This window comes from Labrys sp. (in: a-proteobacteria) (assembly GCF_047605565.1).
Lineage (GTDB): Bacteria > Pseudomonadota > Alphaproteobacteria > Rhizobiales > Labraceae > Labrys > Labrys neptuniae.
In genome coordinates, this window is record NZ_JASGFM010000011.1 from 73023 (window position 1) to 92373 (window position 19351).

Consider the following 19351-nt stretch of genomic DNA (forward strand, 5'->3'; position numbering starts at 1 on the left):
CGTCCGCGGGCCTCGCCGGGAAGTTCCACTCAGAGCATGCGCGCTTGCAGGCAGGCGCGATTCGACGGATCGGACCCATGAATATCGAACGTGAACGCAGACGGCGCCGCTGGCCCGCCGGACTGGCAGTCCTGATGGTCGGGCTGGGAGGCTATGTGGCCTGGCGTCACCTCGCACAGGCGGCGCCGGCACCCCAGGCCCAGGCCGCACCCGCCGCCAAGGTGCCGGTGACCTTCACACCGGTGGCGAAAGCCGACTATCCGGTCGAGGTCGACGGACTGGGTACGGTCTCACCCTTCAAGACGGTGACGGTCAGAAGCCGGGTCGACGGGGAGATCACCCGGGTGTTCTTCAAGCAGGGCCAGATGGTCAAGCAGGGCGATGCCCTGGTGGAGATCGACAAGCGTCCCTACCAGGCCGCGCTGGACCAGGCAGTCGCCAAGAAGGCCCAGGACGAGGCCAGCCTTCGAAACGACCAGTTGAACCTGCAGCGCTTCCAGAACCTCGCCCAGAAGAGCTTTGAGTCGCAGCAGGCCGTCGATACGCAGCAGGCCCTGGTCGACCAGGTCAAGGCGCAGATAGAGGGCGACGACGCGGCCATCGCCAATGCGCGCACCAATCTCGACTACACCACCATCAAGGCACCCTTCACGGGTCGCACCGGCTTCCGCCAGATCGATCCGGGCAACATCGTGCATGCCGCCGACCAGAACGGCATCGTCACCATTGCCCAGCTCCAGCCCATCGCGGTGCAGTTCACCGAACCGCAGGATCTGTTGCCGGCCATCACCAAAGCGTTTTCCGATCCGACCGGATCGGAAAAACGCGTCAATCCTTCTGAAACGACGAGCGATGTTCGATCCAATGGGATCGAAAATCGCTCTAGGGCCTTCGAGCGCGGGCCGGCCCCGGTCGAAGCCCTGAGCTCCGATGGCCAGAGCATTCTTTCCCACGGCACGCTGGCGGTGATCGACAATACCGTCAACCAGGCGACGGGCACGATCAGCCTGAAGGCACGCTTCGACAATGCCGACAACGCGCTCTGGCCCGGCCTGTCCGTCAATACCCGCCTGCTCGTCGACACGCTCAGGCAGGTCCTCGTGGTGCCCGAGGATGCCGTCCAGCACGGGCCGTCGGGCCTCTTTGCCTATGTGATCGGCAACGACGGCAAGGCCGTGGCGACACCGATCCAGGTGAGCATGAGCGGCAATGGCCGTGCCGTGGTCAGCCAGGGCCTGACGGTGGGGCAGAAGGTCGTGGTCTCCGGCCAGGCGCGCCTGCAGAACGGTGCGGAGGTCGAGGCGCGGCAGTTGCCGTCCCCGGACGGCAAGATTGCCGATCAGGCCGCCTTGCCGACGGGCGGCGATGCAGGGAAGGCGGACTGACCATGCCCGGTATTTCCACCCCCTTCATCCGCTATCCGGTCGCCACCACGCTCTTGATGGTGGGCATCCTGTTCGTGGGCATCATCGCCTATCCGCAATTGCCGGTGGCACCGCTGCCGGAAGTGGACTTCCCGACCATCCAGGTCTCCGCCAGCCTGCCCGGTGCCGATCCCGCCACCATGGCCTCGTCGGTAGCCCAGCCCTTGGAGACGCAGTTCTCGCTGATCCCCGGTATTTCGGAGATGACTTCGTCGAGCCAGACGAGCTCGACCCAGATCACCCTGCAATTCGACCTCTCCCGCAACATCGATGGCGCCGGTGCCGACGTGCTGGCGGCCATCAATGCCGCCAACGGACAATTGCCCAAGAACATGCCGAGCCCGCCGACCTATCGGAAGGTGAATCCAGCCGATTCCCCCATCCTCCTGCTCGGCGCCACCTCAGACACGCTGCCCTTGACCGAGGTTTCCGATCAGGCGCTCACCAAGCTGGCCCAGGCCATCAGCCAGATCGGCGGCGTCGGCCAGGTCAATGTCGGCGGCCAGCAGACCCCGTCCATCCGCGTCCAGGTCGATCCGGCCAAGCTGGTGGCCAAGGGATTGTCGCTGGAGGACGTACGGACCCCGCTTGCCGTCACCACCGTCAACAATCCCAAGGGCACCTTCAACGGCGCCACCCGCTCCTACACCATCTATGCCAACGACCAGCTCACCGACGCCAAGGACTGGAACGACGTCATCATCGCCTATCGCAATGGCAGCCCGGTGCGCGTGCGCGATATCGGGCAGGCGGTGAGCGCCCCCCAGGACGACACCCAGGCCGGCTGGGCCGACGGCAAGCGCGGCGTGTTCCTGGTGATTTTCAAGCAGCCCGGCGCCAACGTCATCGACACCGTCGACAATGTGATGAAGGTGCTGCCCCGCCTGGAGGCCGGCATCTCGCCCGCCATCAAGATCTCGGTGCTGTCGGACCGTACCCAGACCATCCGCGCCGCCGTGAAGGACGTGCAGTTCACGCTGTTGCTCACCATCGGCCTCGTCGTCATGGTGATCTTCGTCTTCCTGCGCAGCGTATGGGCTACGGTGATCCCTTCGATCACCGTGCCGCTGGCCTTGCTGGGTGCCTGTGCGCTGATGTGGCTGGCGGGCTACAGCCTCGACAATCTCTCGCTGATGGCGCTGACCATCGCGGTGGGCTTCGTGGTCGACGACGCCATCGTCATGCTGGAGAACATCACCCGCCATATCGAGGAGGGCGAGAGGCCGATGGCCGCCGCCCTCAAGGGAGCGGGCGAAATCGGCTTCACCATCCTGTCGATCAGCATCTCGCTGATCGCCGTGCTGATACCGCTCCTGCTGATGAGCGGTATCATCGGGCGGCTGTTCCGGGAATTCGCGATCACGCTCGCCATGACCATCGTGGTCTCGGCCTTCGTATCGCTGACCCTGACGCCGATGATGGCCTCGCGCTTCCTCAAGCCGATTCACGAGGAGCATCACGGCAGGCTCTACAAGCTCAGCGAGGCCTTCTTCGAGGGCCTGGTGAACGCCTATGAGCGCGGCCTCGATCTCGTGCTGCGTTTTCGCTTCATCACCCTGCTGACCTTCTTCGCCACGGTGGCGCTGTCGGGCTACCTGTTCGTGATCATACCCAAGGGGTTCTTCCCGCAGCAGGATACCGGCCTGATCACCGGGGTCGTCGAGGCGGCGCAGGATACCTCCGTGGCCGACATGGCGCGCCATATGGAGGAACTCGGCGCCATCGTGCTCAAGGATCCGGCCATCGCCCATATGGCGATGCGCATGGGCGGCAATGGCAATACCCTCAATGACGGCACCATGTACATCACGCTGAAGCCGCGCGACGAGCGCGGCGCCTCGGCCGACCAGGTGATCCGCCGCCTGCAGCGCCAGACCGCCAAGGTCGAGGGAGCGCGGCTCTACCTGCAGTCGGCCCAGGATGTGCGCCTCGGCGGCCGGCCCTCGCGCACGCAGTTCCAGTTCACCCTGCAGGGCACCGACATCGACCAGCTCAACCAGTGGGCGCCCAAGCTGCTGGAGGCGATGAAGGCGATGCCGGAACTGCGCGACGTCGCCTCCGACCAGCAGGCATCCGGCACCACCCTGACCCTGTCGATCGACCGCGACCAGGCCGCCCGCTACGGGCTGACGCCCGACATCATCGACGCCACGCTCTACGATGCCTTCGGCCAGCGCCAGATCGCGCAGTTCTCGACGCAGCTCTCGACCTATTACGTCATCCTGGAGGTGCTGCCCTCGCTGCAGAAGAGCACGGCGACGCTGCAGCAGATCTATCTGCGCTCGCCGACCACCGGCGGCGAGGTGCCGCTCTCGGCCTTTGCGAAATGGAGCACCGATCCGGTCCGCCCGCTCGCCATCAACCATCAGGGCCAGTTCCCGGCGGTGACGATCTCCTTCAACCTGGCACCCGGCGTGGCGCTCGGGCAGGCGACGGCTGCCATCGAGGCTCTGGAAAGGCGCATGGAGCTGCCGGCCACCATCGGCTCGACCTTCCAGGGCACGGCGCAGGCCTTCCAGGACTCGCTCGCCTCGGTGCCGATGCTGATCGTGGCGGCCCTGGTGGTGGTCTACCTGATCCTCGGCATTCTCTATGAGAGCTTCATCCACCCCCTCACCATCCTCTCGACCCTGCCTTCGGCGGGCGTGGGGGCGCTGGCGACGCTGCTGCTGTTCCATTTCGACTTCAGCCTGATCGCCCTGATCGGGGTCATCCTCTTGATCGGCATCGTCAAGAAGAACGGCATCATGCTGGTGGATTTTGCCATCGTCGCCGAGCGCGACCACCGCATGAGCGCGGTGGAGGCGATAAGGCGGGCCTGCCTCCTGCGCTTCCGGCCGATCCTGATGACCACCATGGCCGCCTTGCTCGGCGGCGTCCCGCTGATGCTGGGGTCCGGCACCGGCTCGGAGATCCGCCAGCCTCTCGGCTATGCCATGGTCGGCGGCCTCATCGTCAGCCAGGTGCTGACGCTGTTCACCACGCCGGTGATCTATCTCTACCTCGACGGCTTTTCGAAATGGCTGAGAAGCGGCCGTGATTCAGGCGAGCCGAGCGAGCCGCCGGAAGCCGTCCTGGCGGGAGAGCCGAGGGAGGACCAGGATCTGGTCCTGCCCGAGCCGCGCGCGGTGGCGATGCGATGAAAGCGAGCTTTCTCAGCCGGCCCGCACGACCATCTCGATGGGCGCGATCAGCCCGTCGGCGAGGGCCGACATCACATTGCCGATGCGCAGGGCGGCGTTCTCGCCCATCAGGACCTGCGGCCCGAGCGGCGAGGGGCCGTCGCGGGCGACCTTCTCCCTCATCTCGCGGCCGAGCCGAAGGGCAAGGTCGCGATGGCTGCGCTCGAGCTCCAGGCTGAAGCCGGCCTGGGCCAGGGCCTGGCGGTAGCGGCTGGGCGGTTCCACGAAGCTGGTGGCCGAACTCATCGCCCAGGGCATCGGGTAGGGCAGGTCGCCCTTGCCCTGATGCATGATGTCGTAGACGCCGAAGCGTGCCCCCGGCCTGAGCACCCGGCGTATCTCGCGAAAGAGCGTATCCTTGTCGGCGATGTTCATGCCGACATGGAACAGGGTGGCACCGTCGAAGCTCGCGGTCTCGAAGGGCAGAGCGAGGGCGCTGCCCTGCACGAAGGAGACCCGCCCCGACAAATGGCAGCGCCGGGTCACCGCCTCAGCCACCGTGACGAATTCGGCGGTGAGGTCGATACCGGTGACACTGCAGCCGAGCGCCTGTGCCAGATGCCGCGCCGGCCCGCCGATACCCGAGCCGACATCGAGCACATGCATAGCGTGGGTGAAGCCGAGATCCTCGGCGAGCTCTTCCGTGGCGGCTGCCCAACCGAGATGGAACTCGTCGATGCCGGCGAGATCACCGGTGGTCAGGTGGTCCGGATCCTTGCCGGCCGCCTCCAGCGCCGCGAAGAGCGTGCGTTCGAGCGAACCTTGCGTGTAGTGGCTGGCGACGGCGCCTTCGATGTCCATGGCCACATCCTTTCTTGGCGGGATGGTATTAAGCGGTGGCATCGTAAGTTCGGCACCCACTATACCGCGGGCGGCCAAGCAATGACAGACACGCCGCAGTATCGGCTGGAGCGCGCGGGGGACTTGCCCTGTGCACGCGCTTTGTCATAAGCGTTCTAGAAAGCGTCTTGTGATTTTTGGCGGAATTGCCAGGAGTCGCAAGGACGCCCAAGCTAAGCCATCAGGTTGGCTTGAAACACGGAGCTGGAGGGAAAGGGCGTTTCGCGAAGACGCGCTTTGCTCCAGAGGAAACGCCGGCCCCGAAGCCGGCGCGGGTTCAAGGCCGCGGCACGATCCCGGCCGATGGGAGGAAGGCATGTCTGAGGCCAAGATCTACGACGTTCCGCGCGAATGGGCCGAGGAAGCGTATGTCGACAATGCGCGCTACCAGGCGATATACGAGGCCTCCGTCAGCGATCCCGAGGCCTTCTGGGGCGAGCACGGCAAAAGGATCGGCTGGTTCGAACCCTATACCAGGGTCAAGAATACCCGTTTCGAACCCGATGTCTCGATCCGCTGGTTTGAGGACGGCACCACCAACGTCGCCTGGAATTGCGTCGACCGTCACGTTGCCGAGCACGGCGATCGCACCGCCATCATCTGGGAGGGTGATGATCCCTCCGAGAGCCGGCACATCTCCTATCGCGAACTCGCCAGCGAAGTGCAGCGCTTTGCCAATGTGCTGAAGGGCGAGGGCGTCAAGAAGGGCGACCGGGTCACCATCTATCTGCCGATGATCCCCGAAGCGGCCTTCGCCATGCTGGCCTGCGCCCGCATCGGCGCGGTTCATTCCATCGTGTTCGGCGGCTTCTCGCCCGACTCCCTCGCCGGCCGCATCACCGATTGCGGCTCGACCGTGGTGATCACCGCCGACGAAGGCCTGCGCGGCGGCAAGCGCGTGCCGCTCAAGGCCAATGTCGATGCGGCCCTGGCCAAGGTGGGCGGGGTCTCCTCGGTGATCGTGGTCAAGCGCACGGGCGCCCCGGTGGCGATGGTCACCGGCCGTGATCATTTCTATGCGGATCTCGCCGCCAATGTCTCCGACGAGTGCCCCTGCGAGGAGATGGCGGCGGAGGACCCGCTGTTCATCCTCTATACCTCCGGTTCCACCGGCAAGCCGAAGGGCGTGCTGCACACCACGGCGGGCTATCTCGTCTATGCCGCGATGACGCACCAATATGTCTTCGACTACCGCGAGGGCGACATCTACTGGTGCACTGCCGATGTGGGCTGGGTCACCGGCCATTCCTACATCGTCTACGGCCCGCTGTGTAACGGTGCCACCACGCTGATGTTCGAGGGCGTGCCGAACTACCCGTCGATGTCGCGCTTCTGGGAGGTGATCGACAAGCACCGGGTCACCATCTTCTACACCGCGCCCACCGCGATCCGCGCTTTGATGGGTGCCGGCGAGGAGCCGGTGAAGAAGACCTCGCGCGCCTCGCTCCGCCTGCTCGGCTCCGTGGGCGAGCCGATCAATCCGGAAGCCTGGGAATGGTATCACCGGGTGGTCGGCGACCATCGCTGCCCGATCGTCGACACCTGGTGGCAGACCGAGACGGGCGGCATCCTGATCTCGCCGCTGCCGGGCGCCACCCGGCTCAAGCCGGGCTCGGCCACCCGCCCCTTCTTCGGGGTGCGCCCCGAGATCGTCGACGCCGAGGGCAAGGTGCTGGAGGGGGCCTGCGAGGGCAATCTCGTCATCGCCGATTCCTGGCCGGGCCAGATGCGCACCGTCTATGGCGACCATCAGCGCTTCTTCGACACCTATTTCGCCGCCTATAAAGGCAAGTACTTCACCGGCGACGGCTGCCGCCGCGACGAGGACGGCTATTACTGGATCACCGGCCGCGTCGATGACGTCATCAACGTCTCCGGTCATCGCATGGGCACGGCCGAAGTCGAGAGCGCGCTGGTGGCGCATGAACTGGTGTCGGAAGCGGCCGTGGTTGGCTATCCCCACGACCTCAAGGGCCAGGGCATCTATGCCTATGTCACCCTGATGGCCGGCACCAGCGGCGACGAGACCCTGCGCAAGGAGCTGGTCGGCTGGGTGCGCCGCGAGATCGGGCCGATCGCCTCGCCCGACCTCGTCCAGTTCGCGCCCGGCCTGCCCAAGACCCGTTCCGGCAAGATCATGCGGCGCATCCTGCGCAAGATCGCCGAGGACGATTTCGGCTCGCTCGGCGACATCTCCACCCTGGCCGACCCGACGGTGGTGGAGGATCTCATCGCCAACCGCCAGAACAAGCCCAAGGGTTGAGGGGCTGAGGCTGAGGGAGCGGATGACGATGCGGCGGGCGCTTTCCATCGCGCTCGCCCTTTGTCTCGGCATGATCGCGCCGGCCGGGGCGGAGGAGGGGCCGTTGCGCCCGGACGCAGCCCGCTTCGAGGCGGCGTTCAAGCCCGGCGCGACGGCCACGGTCAATGGCGCGCCGGTGCCGCTCGACAGTCGCCTTCTCGGTGAGGTCACCGTGTCCACAGGCCAGATCGTGGCCTGTGATCCCTTTGTCTTCATCGAGGCCAGGCCCTTCATTCGCACCGTGCCGACGGGGCGCTTTCCCGTACGCATCGCGGTGATGCGTTCGCAGCGTTTCGGCGATCGCATCGCCTTTGCGCGCGTCGAATTCTCACAGGCGCCGGTCGTGACCTGGGAACGGGCGTTGGTGCCGGGCCAGGATCCGGCCAAGCTTGGCAAGGATGAATATTACGGCTTTCCGGTCGATGCCGGCACCGGCGCCTTCCTCGATCCTGCCGTCGGCAAGGATATCGCAGCCCTGTCGACCGATCAGGTGCAGGCCATCTATGACGACTGGATCCGTCTGGGTGAGAGCTACGGCAAGGAGCATGGCCTGCCCTATTCGCTCTCGACCACCCGAGCTCCCCATTCCCTCGTGCTGTTCTCGAGCGGCTGGGGCGATGGCGCCTATCCATCCTGGTTCGGCCTGGCGGCCGATGGCAGTGTGGCGATGCTGCTGACCGATCTGCGCGTGGTGGATGACCCGCCTGGCAGGCGAGAATAGTGCCTGGCATCCCCGATCGCGCCAATTTTCGTCGCTTGCGGACTTTTGCCTTTCACAACAAGCGTCTAAACAGGATGGATCGGCCTTCCCCTTATTCCCGCCTCCACCAGAGGCGGGCCAGCTTGCCATGTTCCATCAGCGTTTTTCCCGCCAGGCTCTCAACCTCGCCTTCGACCGCATCATCCCTGGCTGGATGCGCCTGCTGGTGCGACGCAGCGAGAGCGGCATGGTCGCACTCGCGGCCGTGGTGGGCGCGCTGGCCGGCGTAGCGGTCTATGGCGTCGCCGCCACCGCACAGCTCGCCCATGAGCTGTTTTTCGGCCTGCAGGCGGAGGAGAGGCTGAGCGGGACCCTCGGCCTGCCGGTGATCCTGGCCGTCTCCATGCCGCTGATCGGCGGCCTCCTGCTCGGCCTGTTCAACCTGGTTCTGGCGCGGACCCGCTCGCCCCGCCCGGTCGATCCGATCGAGGCCAATGCCCTGCATGGCGGGCGCCTGTCGCTCACCGGCAGCATCATCGTGGTGATCCAGACCTGGATCTCCAACGCCTTCGGTGCCTCGGTGGGGCTCGAAGCCGCCTATTCGCAGATCGGCTCCGGCATCGCCTCACGGCTCGGCCTCGGCTTTCATCTGCGCCGCGCGGATTTACGCCTGCTGGTGGGCTGCGGTTCGGCCGGGGCCATCGCCGGTGCCTTCAGTGCGCCGCTGACCGGTGCTTTCTACGCCTTCGAGATCATCATCGGTACCTACGCCGTCTCGCATCTGGCGCCCGTGGCAGCAGCGGCCATTGCCGGCACCATCGTCACCCATCTGCTCGGGATCGATTCCTACGCCTTCGTCATCGATGTCGGCTACAAGCCGCAGGCCTCGTCCTTCATGGCCCTGGTCGGCCTCGGCCTGTTCAGCGCCGCCGTCGCCATCCTGGTGATGCTGGGCGTCGCCATGACCGAGAAGGGCTTCCGTCGCCTGCCCCTGCCGATCTGGCTGATGCCGGGGCTGGGCGGCCTGATGGTTGGTGGACTTGCCTTGATCACGCCGCAGGTGCTGTCGTCGGGGCATGGTGCGCTGGTGAAGATGCTCGCCGGCGGCGAACTGCCGATGCTGATGCTGGGCGGGCTGATCCTGCTGAAGGGGCTCGCCTCTTCCATCTCGCTCGGCTCGGGCTTTCGCGGGGGCCTATTCTTCGCCTCGCTCTTCCTCGGCGCGCTGATCGGCCAGTTCTATCTCGGCGGCATCCATCTCTTCTCCCTGGATACGGGGCTGACGCCCCACGCGGCGGCGCTGACCGGCATGGCGGCGCTGGCCGCGTCCGTGATGGGCGGACCGCTGACCATGAGCTTCCTGGTGCTGGAGATGACGGGTGATTTCCAGCTCACCGCCGCCGTGCTGCTGGCGGTGATCATCGCCAGCATCACCGTGCGCGAGACCTTCGGCTACTCCTTCGCCACCTGGCGCTTCCATCTGCGCGGCGAGGCGATCCGCAGCGCCCACGACATCGGCTGGGCCCGCGATCTCACCGTCGGCCGGGTGATGCGCAAGCCCGCGCCGACGGTAGACAAGGACGCCTCCCTGGTAGTCTTCCGCAACGCCCATCCGCTCGGCACCACGCATTACATCGTGGCCGTCGACACCCTCACCAATCGCTATGCCGGGCTGATCCGGGTCGCCGATGCCTATCAGGTCAGCCCCGAGATCCAGGATGGCGCCAATCCCGTTGGTAGCCTGGCGCTCTATCGCGACGAGGTGCTGACGGCGGGGATGACGCTGAAGGAGGCGACCGAGCGCATGGAAGGCTGCGAGGCCGAGGCGCTGGCGGTGGTCGACGAGGCCGGCCATGTCATCGGCCTGCTGTCGGAAGCCCATGCCCTGCGCCGCTATGCCGAAGCCGCCGACCGCGCCCGCCGCGATCTGGCGGGCGGGGTTTAGGCGCTACAGCCCCTACCGCGAGGGCTGCACCCGGGCCAGGAAGGCGAGGATCTCGTCGGCGATCTGGCGGTGCAGGGCCGTTCGGTCGCGCGTGCCGCCGTCCCGGCAGACGAAGCTCTCGCCCGGGGCGATTTTCTCGATGGCGGCGTCCGCGTCCGGCAGGCAGAGCTGCATGAAACTGAAATGGGTGGCATCGGGGATGGGCAGGTAGCGGGTGGTCGCCTGCGGCAGGGCGCTGACGAGGTAATCGGAGTCCTGCTTCAGGGCCGCGATGCCGGGCACAGGCGTTCCCGCCGCAAGCGCCAGCACGGGTATCCTGACAGCCGCCAGGCTTTGCGGCGTGAAGCCGAGCGCGGGTCCGAGATCGAGCGAGACGACGGCGCCGATCCTGGCGTCGCGAAGATCGGCTCCCAGCCTGGCGGGATCGGTCCCGCCATCGCGCAGCCCGACGGCCGTGAGCGCTTCGCAAAAAGGCGCGGGCGAGCAAATCGCGGGAAGACGGCTCGCATCATAGCGCCCGCCCGCCAGCGCCATCACCGTCCAGCCGCCGAGGGAATGGCCGATGGCGGCGATGCGGCCCGCCTCGATGGGGCCGGCGAGGCCGGGATCGGTGCCGACGGCATCGAGAACCCGGCTGAGATCGTGGGGCCGTTCCCACAGGCGGGCGGCCTGTTCCGGCCGCTTGTCGAAGGTGGTGGTGCCGGGGTGATCCGGTGCCGCCACGACATAGCCGCGACCGGCGAGTTCGCTCGCCAGCCAGTTGAGGTTCCGCCAATTGCCGCCGAAGCCGTGCGAGAGCAGCACGAGCGGATGGCTGCCGGCGGCGGGCGGGGCATTCTCCACCACTTCGATACCCGGGAAGCTGCCCTCCCGCCCGCCGATCGACGTCAAGGGCCCGGAGGTGCCGGCCGGATACCAGAGGCGGGCCTGGAGCGGCCGCTCGCCGGCCGGGTCGGGAATGCCGATCTGTTTGGAGCCGACGGGCTCGCCGGCCAAGGCGGCATGTCCTGCCAGGCAGGCGACGAGGGCGAGAAGGACAGCGAAACGGCGCATGAAACTCTCCAGAAATGCGGTTGACGCCGCCTTCCTGCTGCGCGGTGGCCGGGGCTTGCGACCTGGAACATGTTCGAGGTCGTACCGAAAGGCGATGGGGGACCCGCTCTGTCGAGGGGGCCATCCCAGGCGATTGACGTCGCCTTCATGAGTAGCTAGGATATCTGATATATCAGATATGGTGAGAGTGATGAGCGCCTTTGGCCATTTCCAGGACCGTACCGGTGGGCGGCCGCTTGCGGCCCAGCCGGGCATGACGACGGCAGCGGTCGTGCATCGGGCACTGCGCGACGAGATCGTCTCCATGGTCAGGTTGCCCGGCGAGAAGATCGCCGAGGTGGAGGTCGCCACGGCGCATGCCGTCAGCCGCACGCCGGTCCGCGAGGCGCTGCTGCGCCTGGCCGACGAGGGACTGGTCGAGATCGCGGCGCGCTCCGCCACCCGCGTGGCTCGCATTCCCGCCGCCATCCTGCCCGATGCGATCTTCGTGCGTTCGGCCGTCGAGCACGCCACCGCGCGCGCCGCCGCCCACCAGGCCCGAGGCAGCAGCGTCACCCTGCTGCGCGGCCTGATCGAACGCCAGCGCGAGAGCCTCGGGGCCGGCGACACCAACGGTTTTCACGAGGCGGATGAAGCCTTCCATGCTGCGCTCGCCATGGCGGCGGGCCGGCCTGGCGCCTGGGACATGGTGCGTGAGGTCAAGACCCAGCTCGACCGTTACCGCCGGCTGACCCTGCCGGAGGCCGGGCGCATGCTGCGCGTCGTCGACGAGCACGGTGCCATCGTCGACGCCATCGAGGCCCACGATGCCGAGAAGGCCGGCCTTGCCATGGACCATCATCTCGATGGGCTGCGGCGGAGCCTGGCCTCCATCCGCGATCACAACCCCGACTATTTCTCGGGGGATGCCGCCGGCATCTCCGCCGCCTTCGAGACGCTGCTGTTTCGCTAGCGCCTCGCGACTTGGACAATCCAGAAAGTTCTCATGTCCCATCAATCCCTCGAAATTCGCCACGCCAGCCACCCCGAGGCCGCCAAGGGCCTGGATACGCAGGGCTTGCGCCGCGAATTCCTGATCCCCGACCTGTTCGCCGCCGGCCGCATCAAGCTGGTCTATTCCCATGTCGAGCGCATGATCATCGGCAGTGCCTGCCCGGTCGATGCGCCCCTGGCCCTGCAGACGCCGAAGGAGGTCGGGCAGTCGAGCTTCCTGGCCCGGCGTGAACTCGGCGTCATCAATATCGGCGGTCCGGGCATCGTGCGTGTCGACGGCGAGGTTCATGACATCGGCACCCGCGAGGCTCTCTATGTCGGCATGGGGGCGGGCGAGGTGGTGTTCGAAGCCGGGAATGGCGCTGTGCCGCCGCGCTTCTATCTTCTGTCGGCGCCCGCCCATCGCAGCTATCCGACGCGCCGGATCGACGCCTCGGTCGGGCGCATCCTGGAACTCGGCGACAAGAGCACCGCGAATGAGCGCAGCATCCACCAGATGCTGATCCCGGGCGCCGTCGAGTCCTGCCAGCTCGTCTTCGGCATGACCACGCTGGCGCCGGGCTCGGTGTGGAACACCATGCCCTGCCACACCCATGATCGGCGCAACGAGGTCTATCTTTATTTCGATCTCGCGCCCGAGGCGCGCGTCTTCCATTTCATGGGCGAGCCGCAGGAGACCCGCCATCTGGTGGTGGGCGAGGGCGATGCGGTGATCTCGCCGCCCTGGTCGATCCATTCCGGCGTCGGCACCGGCGCCTATACCTTCATCTGGGCCATGGCCGGCGACAACCAGGACTATGCCGACATGGACATGGTCGCGACGGCGGATCTGCGATGAGTCCGGCCACGATGAACACGGCTTTCGCCAATCCCTTCGATCTCACCGGCAAGGTGGCGATGGTGACGGGATCGCGCACTGGGCTCGGGCAGGCCATCGCCATCGCCCTGTCGCAGGCTGGCGCCAGCATCGTCGGGGTCGATCGCGGCCCCGCCGACGAAACCCGTGCGGCGATCGAGGCGCAGGGCGGCATCTTCCTGCCTGTGACCGCCGATCTCGCGACCACTGCGGGCCTGCCCGCCATCGTCCAGGCCGCGCTCGATCGTTTCGGCGCCCTCGATATCCTGGTCAACAATGCCGGCATCATCCGTCGCGCCGACGCCCTCGACTTCACCGAAGAGGATTGGGACGCCGTCGTCGACGTGAATCTCAAATCGGCCTTCTTCCTGGCCCAGGCGGCGGCCCGCGTCATGCTTGCGGGCGGACGCGGCGGCAAGATCATCAACATCGCCTCGATGCTGTCCTTCCAGGGTGGTATCCGCGTCGCCTCCTACACCTCGGCCAAGAGCGGGCTGATGGGGCTGACCAAGCTGCTCGCCTGCGAATGGGCCGCCAAGGGCATCAACGTCAACGCCATCGCCCCCGGCTACATGGCGACCAACAACACCGCGCCCTTGCGGGCCGACGCCGAGCGCAATGCCCAGATCCTGGCGCGCATTCCGGCCGGGCGCTGGGGCGCCCCCGCCGATCTCGGCGGCGCTGCCGTGTTCCTGGCCTCCGAGGCCTCCGCCTATGTCCACGGCATCACCATCCCGGTGGATGGCGGCTGGCTGGCGCGCTGAGCGATTTCCTTCTCCCCTTGCGGGAGAAGGTGCCCCGAAGGGGCGGATTAGGGGAGATGCACAAACCCCACGAGTGTTCGCCAGCACCCCTCATCCGTCATTGCTTCGCAATGCCACCTTCTCCCGCAAGGGGAGAAGGAATTTGCGGAGCGGCCACGTCTGGCCGTTCGCCAAAAATACAATCTGGGAGGCAGTCCATGAAGATATTGAAGGTCATCGATAGGATTCCCGGCGGGCTGATGCTGGTGCCGCTGGTGCTCGGCGCTTTGTGCAAGACCTTTGCGCCGGGAGCCGGCAGCTATCTGGGGTCGTTCAGCAACGGGCTGATCACCGGCACCGTGCCGATCCTCGCCGTCTGGTTCTTCTGCATGGGCGCCACCATTGACCTGAGGGCGACCGGCGTGGTGCTGCGCAAATCGGGCACGCTCCTGGTCACCAAGATCATCGTGGCCTGGGTCGCCACCATGATCGCGGCGCGCTTCATTCCCGATGGCGGCATCACCTCCGGCCTGTTCGCGGGCCTGTCGGTGCTGGCGATCACCGCCTCGATGGACATGACCAATGGCGGCCTCTACGCCGCGGTGATGCAGCAATACGGCACCAGGGAGGAGGCCGGCGCCTTCGTGCTGATGTCGGTCGAATCGGGACCATTGGTCAGTATGCTGATCCTCGGTGCCTCCGGCGTGGCCGTGTTCGAGCCGCGCCTGTTCGTCGGCGCGGTGCTGCCCTTCCTGATCGGCTTTGCCCTGGGCAATCTCGACCGCGACCTGCGCGAATTGTTCGGGCGCTGCGTCCATCCGCTGATCCCGTTCTTCGGCTTCGCCCTCGGTAACGGCATCGATCTCAAGGTCATCGCGCAGAGCGGCCTTGCCGGCGTGCTGCTCGGCCTCGGGGTGATCGTGGTCACCGGCATTCCCCTGATGCTGGCCGACAGGTTCATCGGCGGCGGCAACGGCACGGCCGGGCTGGCGGCTTCCAGCACGGCGGGGGCGGCGATCGCCAACCCGACGCTGATCGGCGAGATGATCCCGAGTTTCAAGCCCGTGGTGCCGGCAGCCACCGCCCTGGTGGCCACGGCCTGCCTGGTGACGGCGATCCTGGTGCCAATCCTGACGGCGCTGTGGGCCAAGCGGATGGGCAGGTTCCCGGCCCCGCAGGCGGAAGCCGTGCACCGGCCTGGCGTGGAGCCGATCTGAGGCGGCCGTTGCTTCGCCTCAGCCGAACAGCGTTTCGATGGCCCGGCGCAGGGCCGCCGGATCCTCCTCCGGCACCAGGGTCAAGCCGGGACGCGCGGCGAGGCCGCAGGCCGGAGTCGCGATGACCGGCAGGCCTGCGGCAAGGGCGGCGAGGAGCAGGCGCGGCTGGTGCTCGACCACGGCCGGCAGCACCACGCCGGCAAGGGTGGCGGGCATCTCGCCCGGCGCCAACAGGCGGACGGGCATATTGCCCCAGAAGCCGAGGCTCTCGCGCGCACGCCCCTTGACGGCAAGCTCGATGGGCAGACCGTAAAGCGCCTCGCGCAGGGCATAGGCGCCCTTGCGGCCGAGGGCCGAGGCCGGAAAAAGCAGGGTGCGGCCGCCTTTCGCGGCCGGGAGTGGCCGGGCGGGGGACCAGTCGAGCAGATGGGTTCTGCCGGGGGCGAGGGCGGCGATCTCCGCATGCGGCGTCAGCAGCCGGTCGGCGGCGGCCAGGGCGGCGCTTTCGGCTGCCACGATCGCTTCCGGCGCCCGGAAGTCGGCCAAGGTGGGGCTTTCCGGGTGGTGTGCAGCAGCGGCATCGAGCCTTGCCTGCAGGACCGCGAGCGGCAGGCGCTCCATCAGCACCTCGAAGCTGCGGCCCTGCAGGGCACCCGACAGCCACAGATGCGGCAGCAGGTTCTGCGAGACCACGAGATGCGTGTGCCGGTGCGACAGTCTGGCGGCATAGGCGGCGGCGAGCCGGGCATCGCCCTGCAGGGCCTTCGCCTGCAGGCTGCCGCCCGTGGCGCCCCGTAGCGCCAGCGAGCGGCGTAGGGTAGCGATGGTGGCCGTGGTCTCGCTGCCGGCAATACCGGCCGGCCAGCCATAGCGCGCGGCGCCGAGATGGCGGGAGGGCAGGAACAGGGCATCCTCGCTGCCGGCCCTCTGCTTCAGCAGGGCGGCGAATTCCGGCCAGCAGGCATCGACGAGCCAGGCCGTCGGCACGCCGGCGCGCAAGGGCCGTTCGGGATCGTTGCGATGGCAATCTTCCTGGCCGCATTGGGTGCAGTCATGCACCACCGGCTCGGCGGATGGCTTTTCCACCGGCAGCTCGGCGGCCTTGGCGCGGCCATGGCCGCGCAGCACGATCTCCAGCCTGTCCCGGCTCATCGAGGCTTCGATGCGGAAGGCGTGGGGGCTGCGGATGCGGAAATCGACATAGTTCCAGAACACGGTGGCGTCACGGCCGAGCTGGGCACGCGAACCGGGTACCACGCGGCTATGGGCGTGGCGTTCGACGATCTCCAGCCCGGCCGCGAGGGCGGCCTCGTAGAGGGCGTTGGAAAGCTGGCAGAGGCCGCCGCCGACGCTGGTGATCAGGCAGCCTTCGCGCAGCTCGCGGCCGGGGACGTAACCGCGCGCCCGGCTGGCCCGGCCGACCTGCTTCCAGAAACTAAGTATGGCGCCGGCCGGCACCTCGACGCCGTCGAGCCCCTTCAGGGCCATGCGCAAATTCTGGACCTTGCCGGCGGTGAGCTCGCGGTCCCTGGCCCCAGCGAGATGGGTCCACAGGGGCGAGCCGGCCCGGCCGAGCACGGGCGCGGCGGCCAGCCGGGCTGAGCGGCCATGGCGGGCCACGGGTTCGGCTGTGAATTTCTCGCGCAGGAAGCGCAGGCCCCGCAAGGCCATCGCCTTGGCCTCGAAGGCGAGGCTGTCGGCATAATCGGGGACGCGGCGCTGCGGGAGGGCGATCATGGCGGGATCCTGGCTCGGCTGAGAACTTGCCGAGACCTTAACGGACCCCCGCCAGGCCCGCCGTGCGCGCTGGCACGCGGAGGGCAATTCTGGCTGTCGCGGGAACAGAATGAAGGATTGGGCTGGGTGATGAAGGTGACGTGAGGCCGCGACGCTCAAGCCCCCTCGCCCCGCCACTTGCGGGGAGAGGGTAAGGGTGAGGGGCTTCGCAGAGTTCAGTTTTCTACGTGTTGCGCTGCCCCTCATCCCGGCCTTCTCCCCGTCAGAACGGGGAGAAGGGGTGGTCGGCGGCGCGCCCTTCCTCATAAGCTGCTATCGCGGCCTCTATCCCCGATCAAGCCAGGCGACCTGTTCCGGTGTCAGGGTGATGTCGAAGGCCTCGAGGCTGTCATCGAGCTCGGCGAGCGTGCGCGGCCCGATCAGGGGTACGGACGGGAAGGGCTGCGACAGCACATAGGCGAGGGCGACATGGATCGGGCGCTTGCCCAGCTGGCGCGCCAGCTCGACCGCCCGGTCCCGGCGCGCGAAATTGCGCTCGGAATACCAGACCCGCACGAGCTCCTTGTCATCCTGCCTGTCGCGTCCGGCCCGGTCTGTGAAGAAGCCGCGCCCCTGGCTCGACCAGGCGAAATTGGGGACCTGCCGGGCGGCAAGCCAGGCCTTCCAGTCATCGTCCGAGGCCGAGACGCAGCCGGCCCAGATCACGTCCTGCATTTCGGCGAGGGCGAAATTGTTGGAGAGCGCTCCCGGCTTCTGCTTGCCTGTCCGTTCTGCATAGGCGACCGCCTCGTCGAAACGCTCGCGTGTCCAGTTCGAGCCACCGAACGGGCCGCGAATGCGGCCGGCCCTGACCTCGGCGTCCATGGCGTCGACGAATTCGCCCACCGGCACGTCGGGATTGTCGCGATGCATGAAATAGACATCGACATGGTCGGTCTTCAGCCGTTCGAGTGACAAAGTGAGCTGCTGGCCGATGAATTCGGGGCGGCAGAGCGGGGTATGCGCGCCCTTGCCGATCACCACGCTCTCCTTGCGCACGCCTCGTGAGGCCTGCCAGTCGCCGAACAGCTTTTCGGTGATGCCGGCGCCATAGACGAAGGCGGTGTCGAACAGGTTGCCGCCCTTCTCGAAAAAGGCGTCGAGCAGGATGGCGGCGCTGGAGAAGGTCCTGAAATCCTCGAAGCCGAGCGCCACGGCGGAGGCGGCCGGTTCGAGGCCGGGGATGCGGCGCCGGGGAATCGGCCCGCTGCCCTGCCTGAGCGCTCCACCTTTCAGGGTCTCCTTCCGCCGCTCGGGCTTCTCGATGCCGTATTCGAGCCCGATCGCCTGGCGCCATTTGTCGAGCACGCGCAGATTGCCCAGGCTGTCTGCCCAGTCCATGCCCGGCCAGGCGAATTCCTGGCGGCCTTCGCGAATGGCCCTGCCCGCGGCGTCGGCCTCGAAGGCATAGAGATGCCGCGTCTCCTCGACTGTCACCGTCTCGCTCGTGCCATCGGGCCCGATGATGCGGATCTCGCCGGTGCCGCCCTGCACGCCGCCGGCAAACCAGAAGTCCTGCACCTCGATGCGGCCTTTGGTGCCGAGGATGCGCAGCACATTGTCCTGCTTCAATGAGATCGAGCAGGAGACTTCCGCGAGGATGCCACCGGGGAAGTGCAGCAGGGCCGAGGCCCATTCGTCGACGCCGGATTGGCCGAGATGGCCGGCGCCGGAGACGCTGTCGGGTTCCGCGAGATCCTTGCCCGAGGCGGCACCGGCGATCAGCCGCGCCATCGAGACGGGATAGCCACCGACGTCGAGGATGCCGCCGCCCGCCAGATCGTTGGCATAGAGCCGGTGCTCGGGCTTGAACGCCGGCATGGCGAAGCCGAAGCTGGAGCGGATCAACCTGATCTCGCCGATCGTGCCTGACCGGATCAGTTCCACCAGCTTCAGGGTCTGCGGGTGCTGTCGATACATGAAGGCCTCGCCCAGGAAGGTTCCGGCCTTGCGGGCGGCATGCATCATGGCGTCGGCCTCGAAGGCCGTCAGTCCCATGGGCTTTTCCACCAGCGCATGCTTGCCGGCCTCGGCTGCCTTGATTGCCCATTGCGCGTGGCCGGGATGAGGTACGGCGATATAGACGGCATCGATCGTGGGATCGGCCAGCAAGGCCTCATAGCCCCGATGGATGCGGGCGCCGGAGAAGGCTTCGGCAAGGCCCGGCTGGTCGGGATCGCGGGTGCCGATCGCCGCGAGGACGCCGCTCTCGGAATCGGCCAGGCCGGCAGTGAAGGCCTTGGCGATGGCGCCGGGCCCGATGATGCCCCAGCGGATCTTGTCTTTCTCGGTCATGTCGGTCTTTCCAAACACTTTCAGG

At 67.2% G+C, this 19351-nt stretch carries 13 protein-coding genes; 9 read left to right on the forward strand and 4 right to left on the reverse strand.

The window, feature by feature from the left end; genetic code table 11:
* Window positions 1-77: 77 nt before the first annotated feature.
* Both QM672_RS12530 and QM672_RS12535 read left to right on the forward strand, forming a co-directional pair.
* The gene (locus tag QM672_RS12530) at window positions 78-1385 is read left to right on the forward strand and encodes an efflux RND transporter periplasmic adaptor subunit (RefSeq protein ID WP_415082924.1); all 1308 of its coding nucleotides are present in this window, start codon (window positions 78-80) and stop codon (window positions 1383-1385) included.
* Between the two features lie 2 nt (window positions 1386-1387).
* Window positions 1388-4567: an efflux RND transporter permease subunit gene (locus QM672_RS12535; protein WP_415082926.1), complete on the forward strand. Its 3180-nt coding sequence runs from the start codon at window positions 1388-1390 to the stop codon at window positions 4565-4567.
* A gap of 12 nt (window positions 4568-4579) precedes the next feature.
* Here the strand turns inward: QM672_RS12535 and QM672_RS12540 are convergent, their stop codons facing one another.
* Window positions 4580-5407: a class I SAM-dependent methyltransferase gene (locus QM672_RS12540; protein WP_415082928.1), complete on the reverse strand. Its 828-nt coding sequence runs from the start codon at window positions 5405-5407 to the stop codon at window positions 4580-4582.
* Window positions 5408-5762: 355 nt separating this feature from the next.
* Between QM672_RS12540 and acs the strand changes: the two genes are divergently transcribed.
* The 3 genes from acs to QM672_RS12555 all read left to right on the forward strand — a co-directional run bounded on the left by acs (window position 5763) and on the right by QM672_RS12555 (window position 10393).
* Window positions 5763-7709 carry an acetate--CoA ligase gene (gene acs / locus QM672_RS12545; RefSeq protein ID WP_415082930.1) on the forward strand — a complete coding sequence of 649 codons (1947 nt, stop codon included), beginning with the start codon at window positions 5763-5765 and terminating at the stop codon, window positions 7707-7709.
* 22 nt (window positions 7710-7731) lie between these two features.
* On the forward strand, window positions 7732-8469 hold the full coding sequence (locus QM672_RS12550) for a DUF4241 domain-containing protein (RefSeq protein ID WP_415082932.1): 738 nt from the start codon (window positions 7732-7734) through the stop codon (window positions 8467-8469).
* A 127-nt stretch (window positions 8470-8596) separates the two neighbouring features.
* A complete protein-coding gene (locus QM672_RS12555; protein ID WP_311944919.1) occupies window positions 8597-10393 on the forward strand; it encodes a chloride channel protein in 1797 nt (598 codons plus the stop codon).
* A 12-nt stretch (window positions 10394-10405) separates the two neighbouring features.
* Here the strand turns inward: QM672_RS12555 and QM672_RS12560 are convergent, their stop codons facing one another.
* Window positions 10406-11446 (reverse strand): alpha/beta hydrolase family protein, encoded by a 1041-nt coding sequence (locus QM672_RS12560; RefSeq protein WP_415082934.1) that lies wholly within the window; start codon window positions 11444-11446, stop codon window positions 10406-10408.
* Between the two features lie 190 nt (window positions 11447-11636).
* On the opposite strand from QM672_RS12560, the gene QM672_RS12565 reads away from it, so the two are divergent.
* The 4 genes from QM672_RS12565 (at window position 11637) to kdgT (ending at window position 15255) form a co-directional block, all read left to right on the forward strand.
* Window positions 11637-12398 carry a GntR family transcriptional regulator gene (locus QM672_RS12565; protein WP_415082936.1) on the forward strand — a complete coding sequence of 254 codons (762 nt, stop codon included), beginning with the start codon at window positions 11637-11639 and terminating at the stop codon, window positions 12396-12398.
* 33 nt (window positions 12399-12431) lie between these two features.
* Window positions 12432-13277 carry a 5-dehydro-4-deoxy-D-glucuronate isomerase gene (gene kduI, locus QM672_RS12570; protein ID WP_415082938.1) on the forward strand — a complete coding sequence of 282 codons (846 nt, stop codon included), beginning with the start codon at window positions 12432-12434 and terminating at the stop codon, window positions 13275-13277.
* A gap of 11 nt (window positions 13278-13288) precedes the next feature.
* Window positions 13289-14059, forward strand: coding sequence for a 2-dehydro-3-deoxy-D-gluconate 5-dehydrogenase KduD (gene kduD / locus QM672_RS12575; protein WP_415082940.1), 771 nt, complete (start codon window positions 13289-13291; stop codon window positions 14057-14059).
* A 197-nt stretch (window positions 14060-14256) separates the two neighbouring features.
* Window positions 14257-15255 carry a 2-keto-3-deoxygluconate transporter gene (gene kdgT, locus QM672_RS12580; protein WP_415082942.1) on the forward strand — a complete coding sequence of 333 codons (999 nt, stop codon included), beginning with the start codon at window positions 14257-14259 and terminating at the stop codon, window positions 15253-15255.
* An 18-nt stretch (window positions 15256-15273) separates the two neighbouring features.
* On the opposite strand, the gene QM672_RS12585 is transcribed toward kdgT, so the two are convergent.
* Window positions 15274-16992 (reverse strand): VanW family protein, encoded by a 1719-nt coding sequence (locus tag QM672_RS12585; protein ID WP_415082944.1) that lies wholly within the window; start codon window positions 16990-16992, stop codon window positions 15274-15276.
* 324 nt (window positions 16993-17316) lie between these two features.
* Complete coding sequence (locus tag QM672_RS12590; protein ID WP_415082946.1) at window positions 17317-19326, reverse strand: aldo/keto reductase; 2010 nt, start codon at window positions 19324-19326, stop codon at window positions 17317-17319.
* Between the last annotated feature and the right edge of the window lie 25 nt (window positions 19327-19351).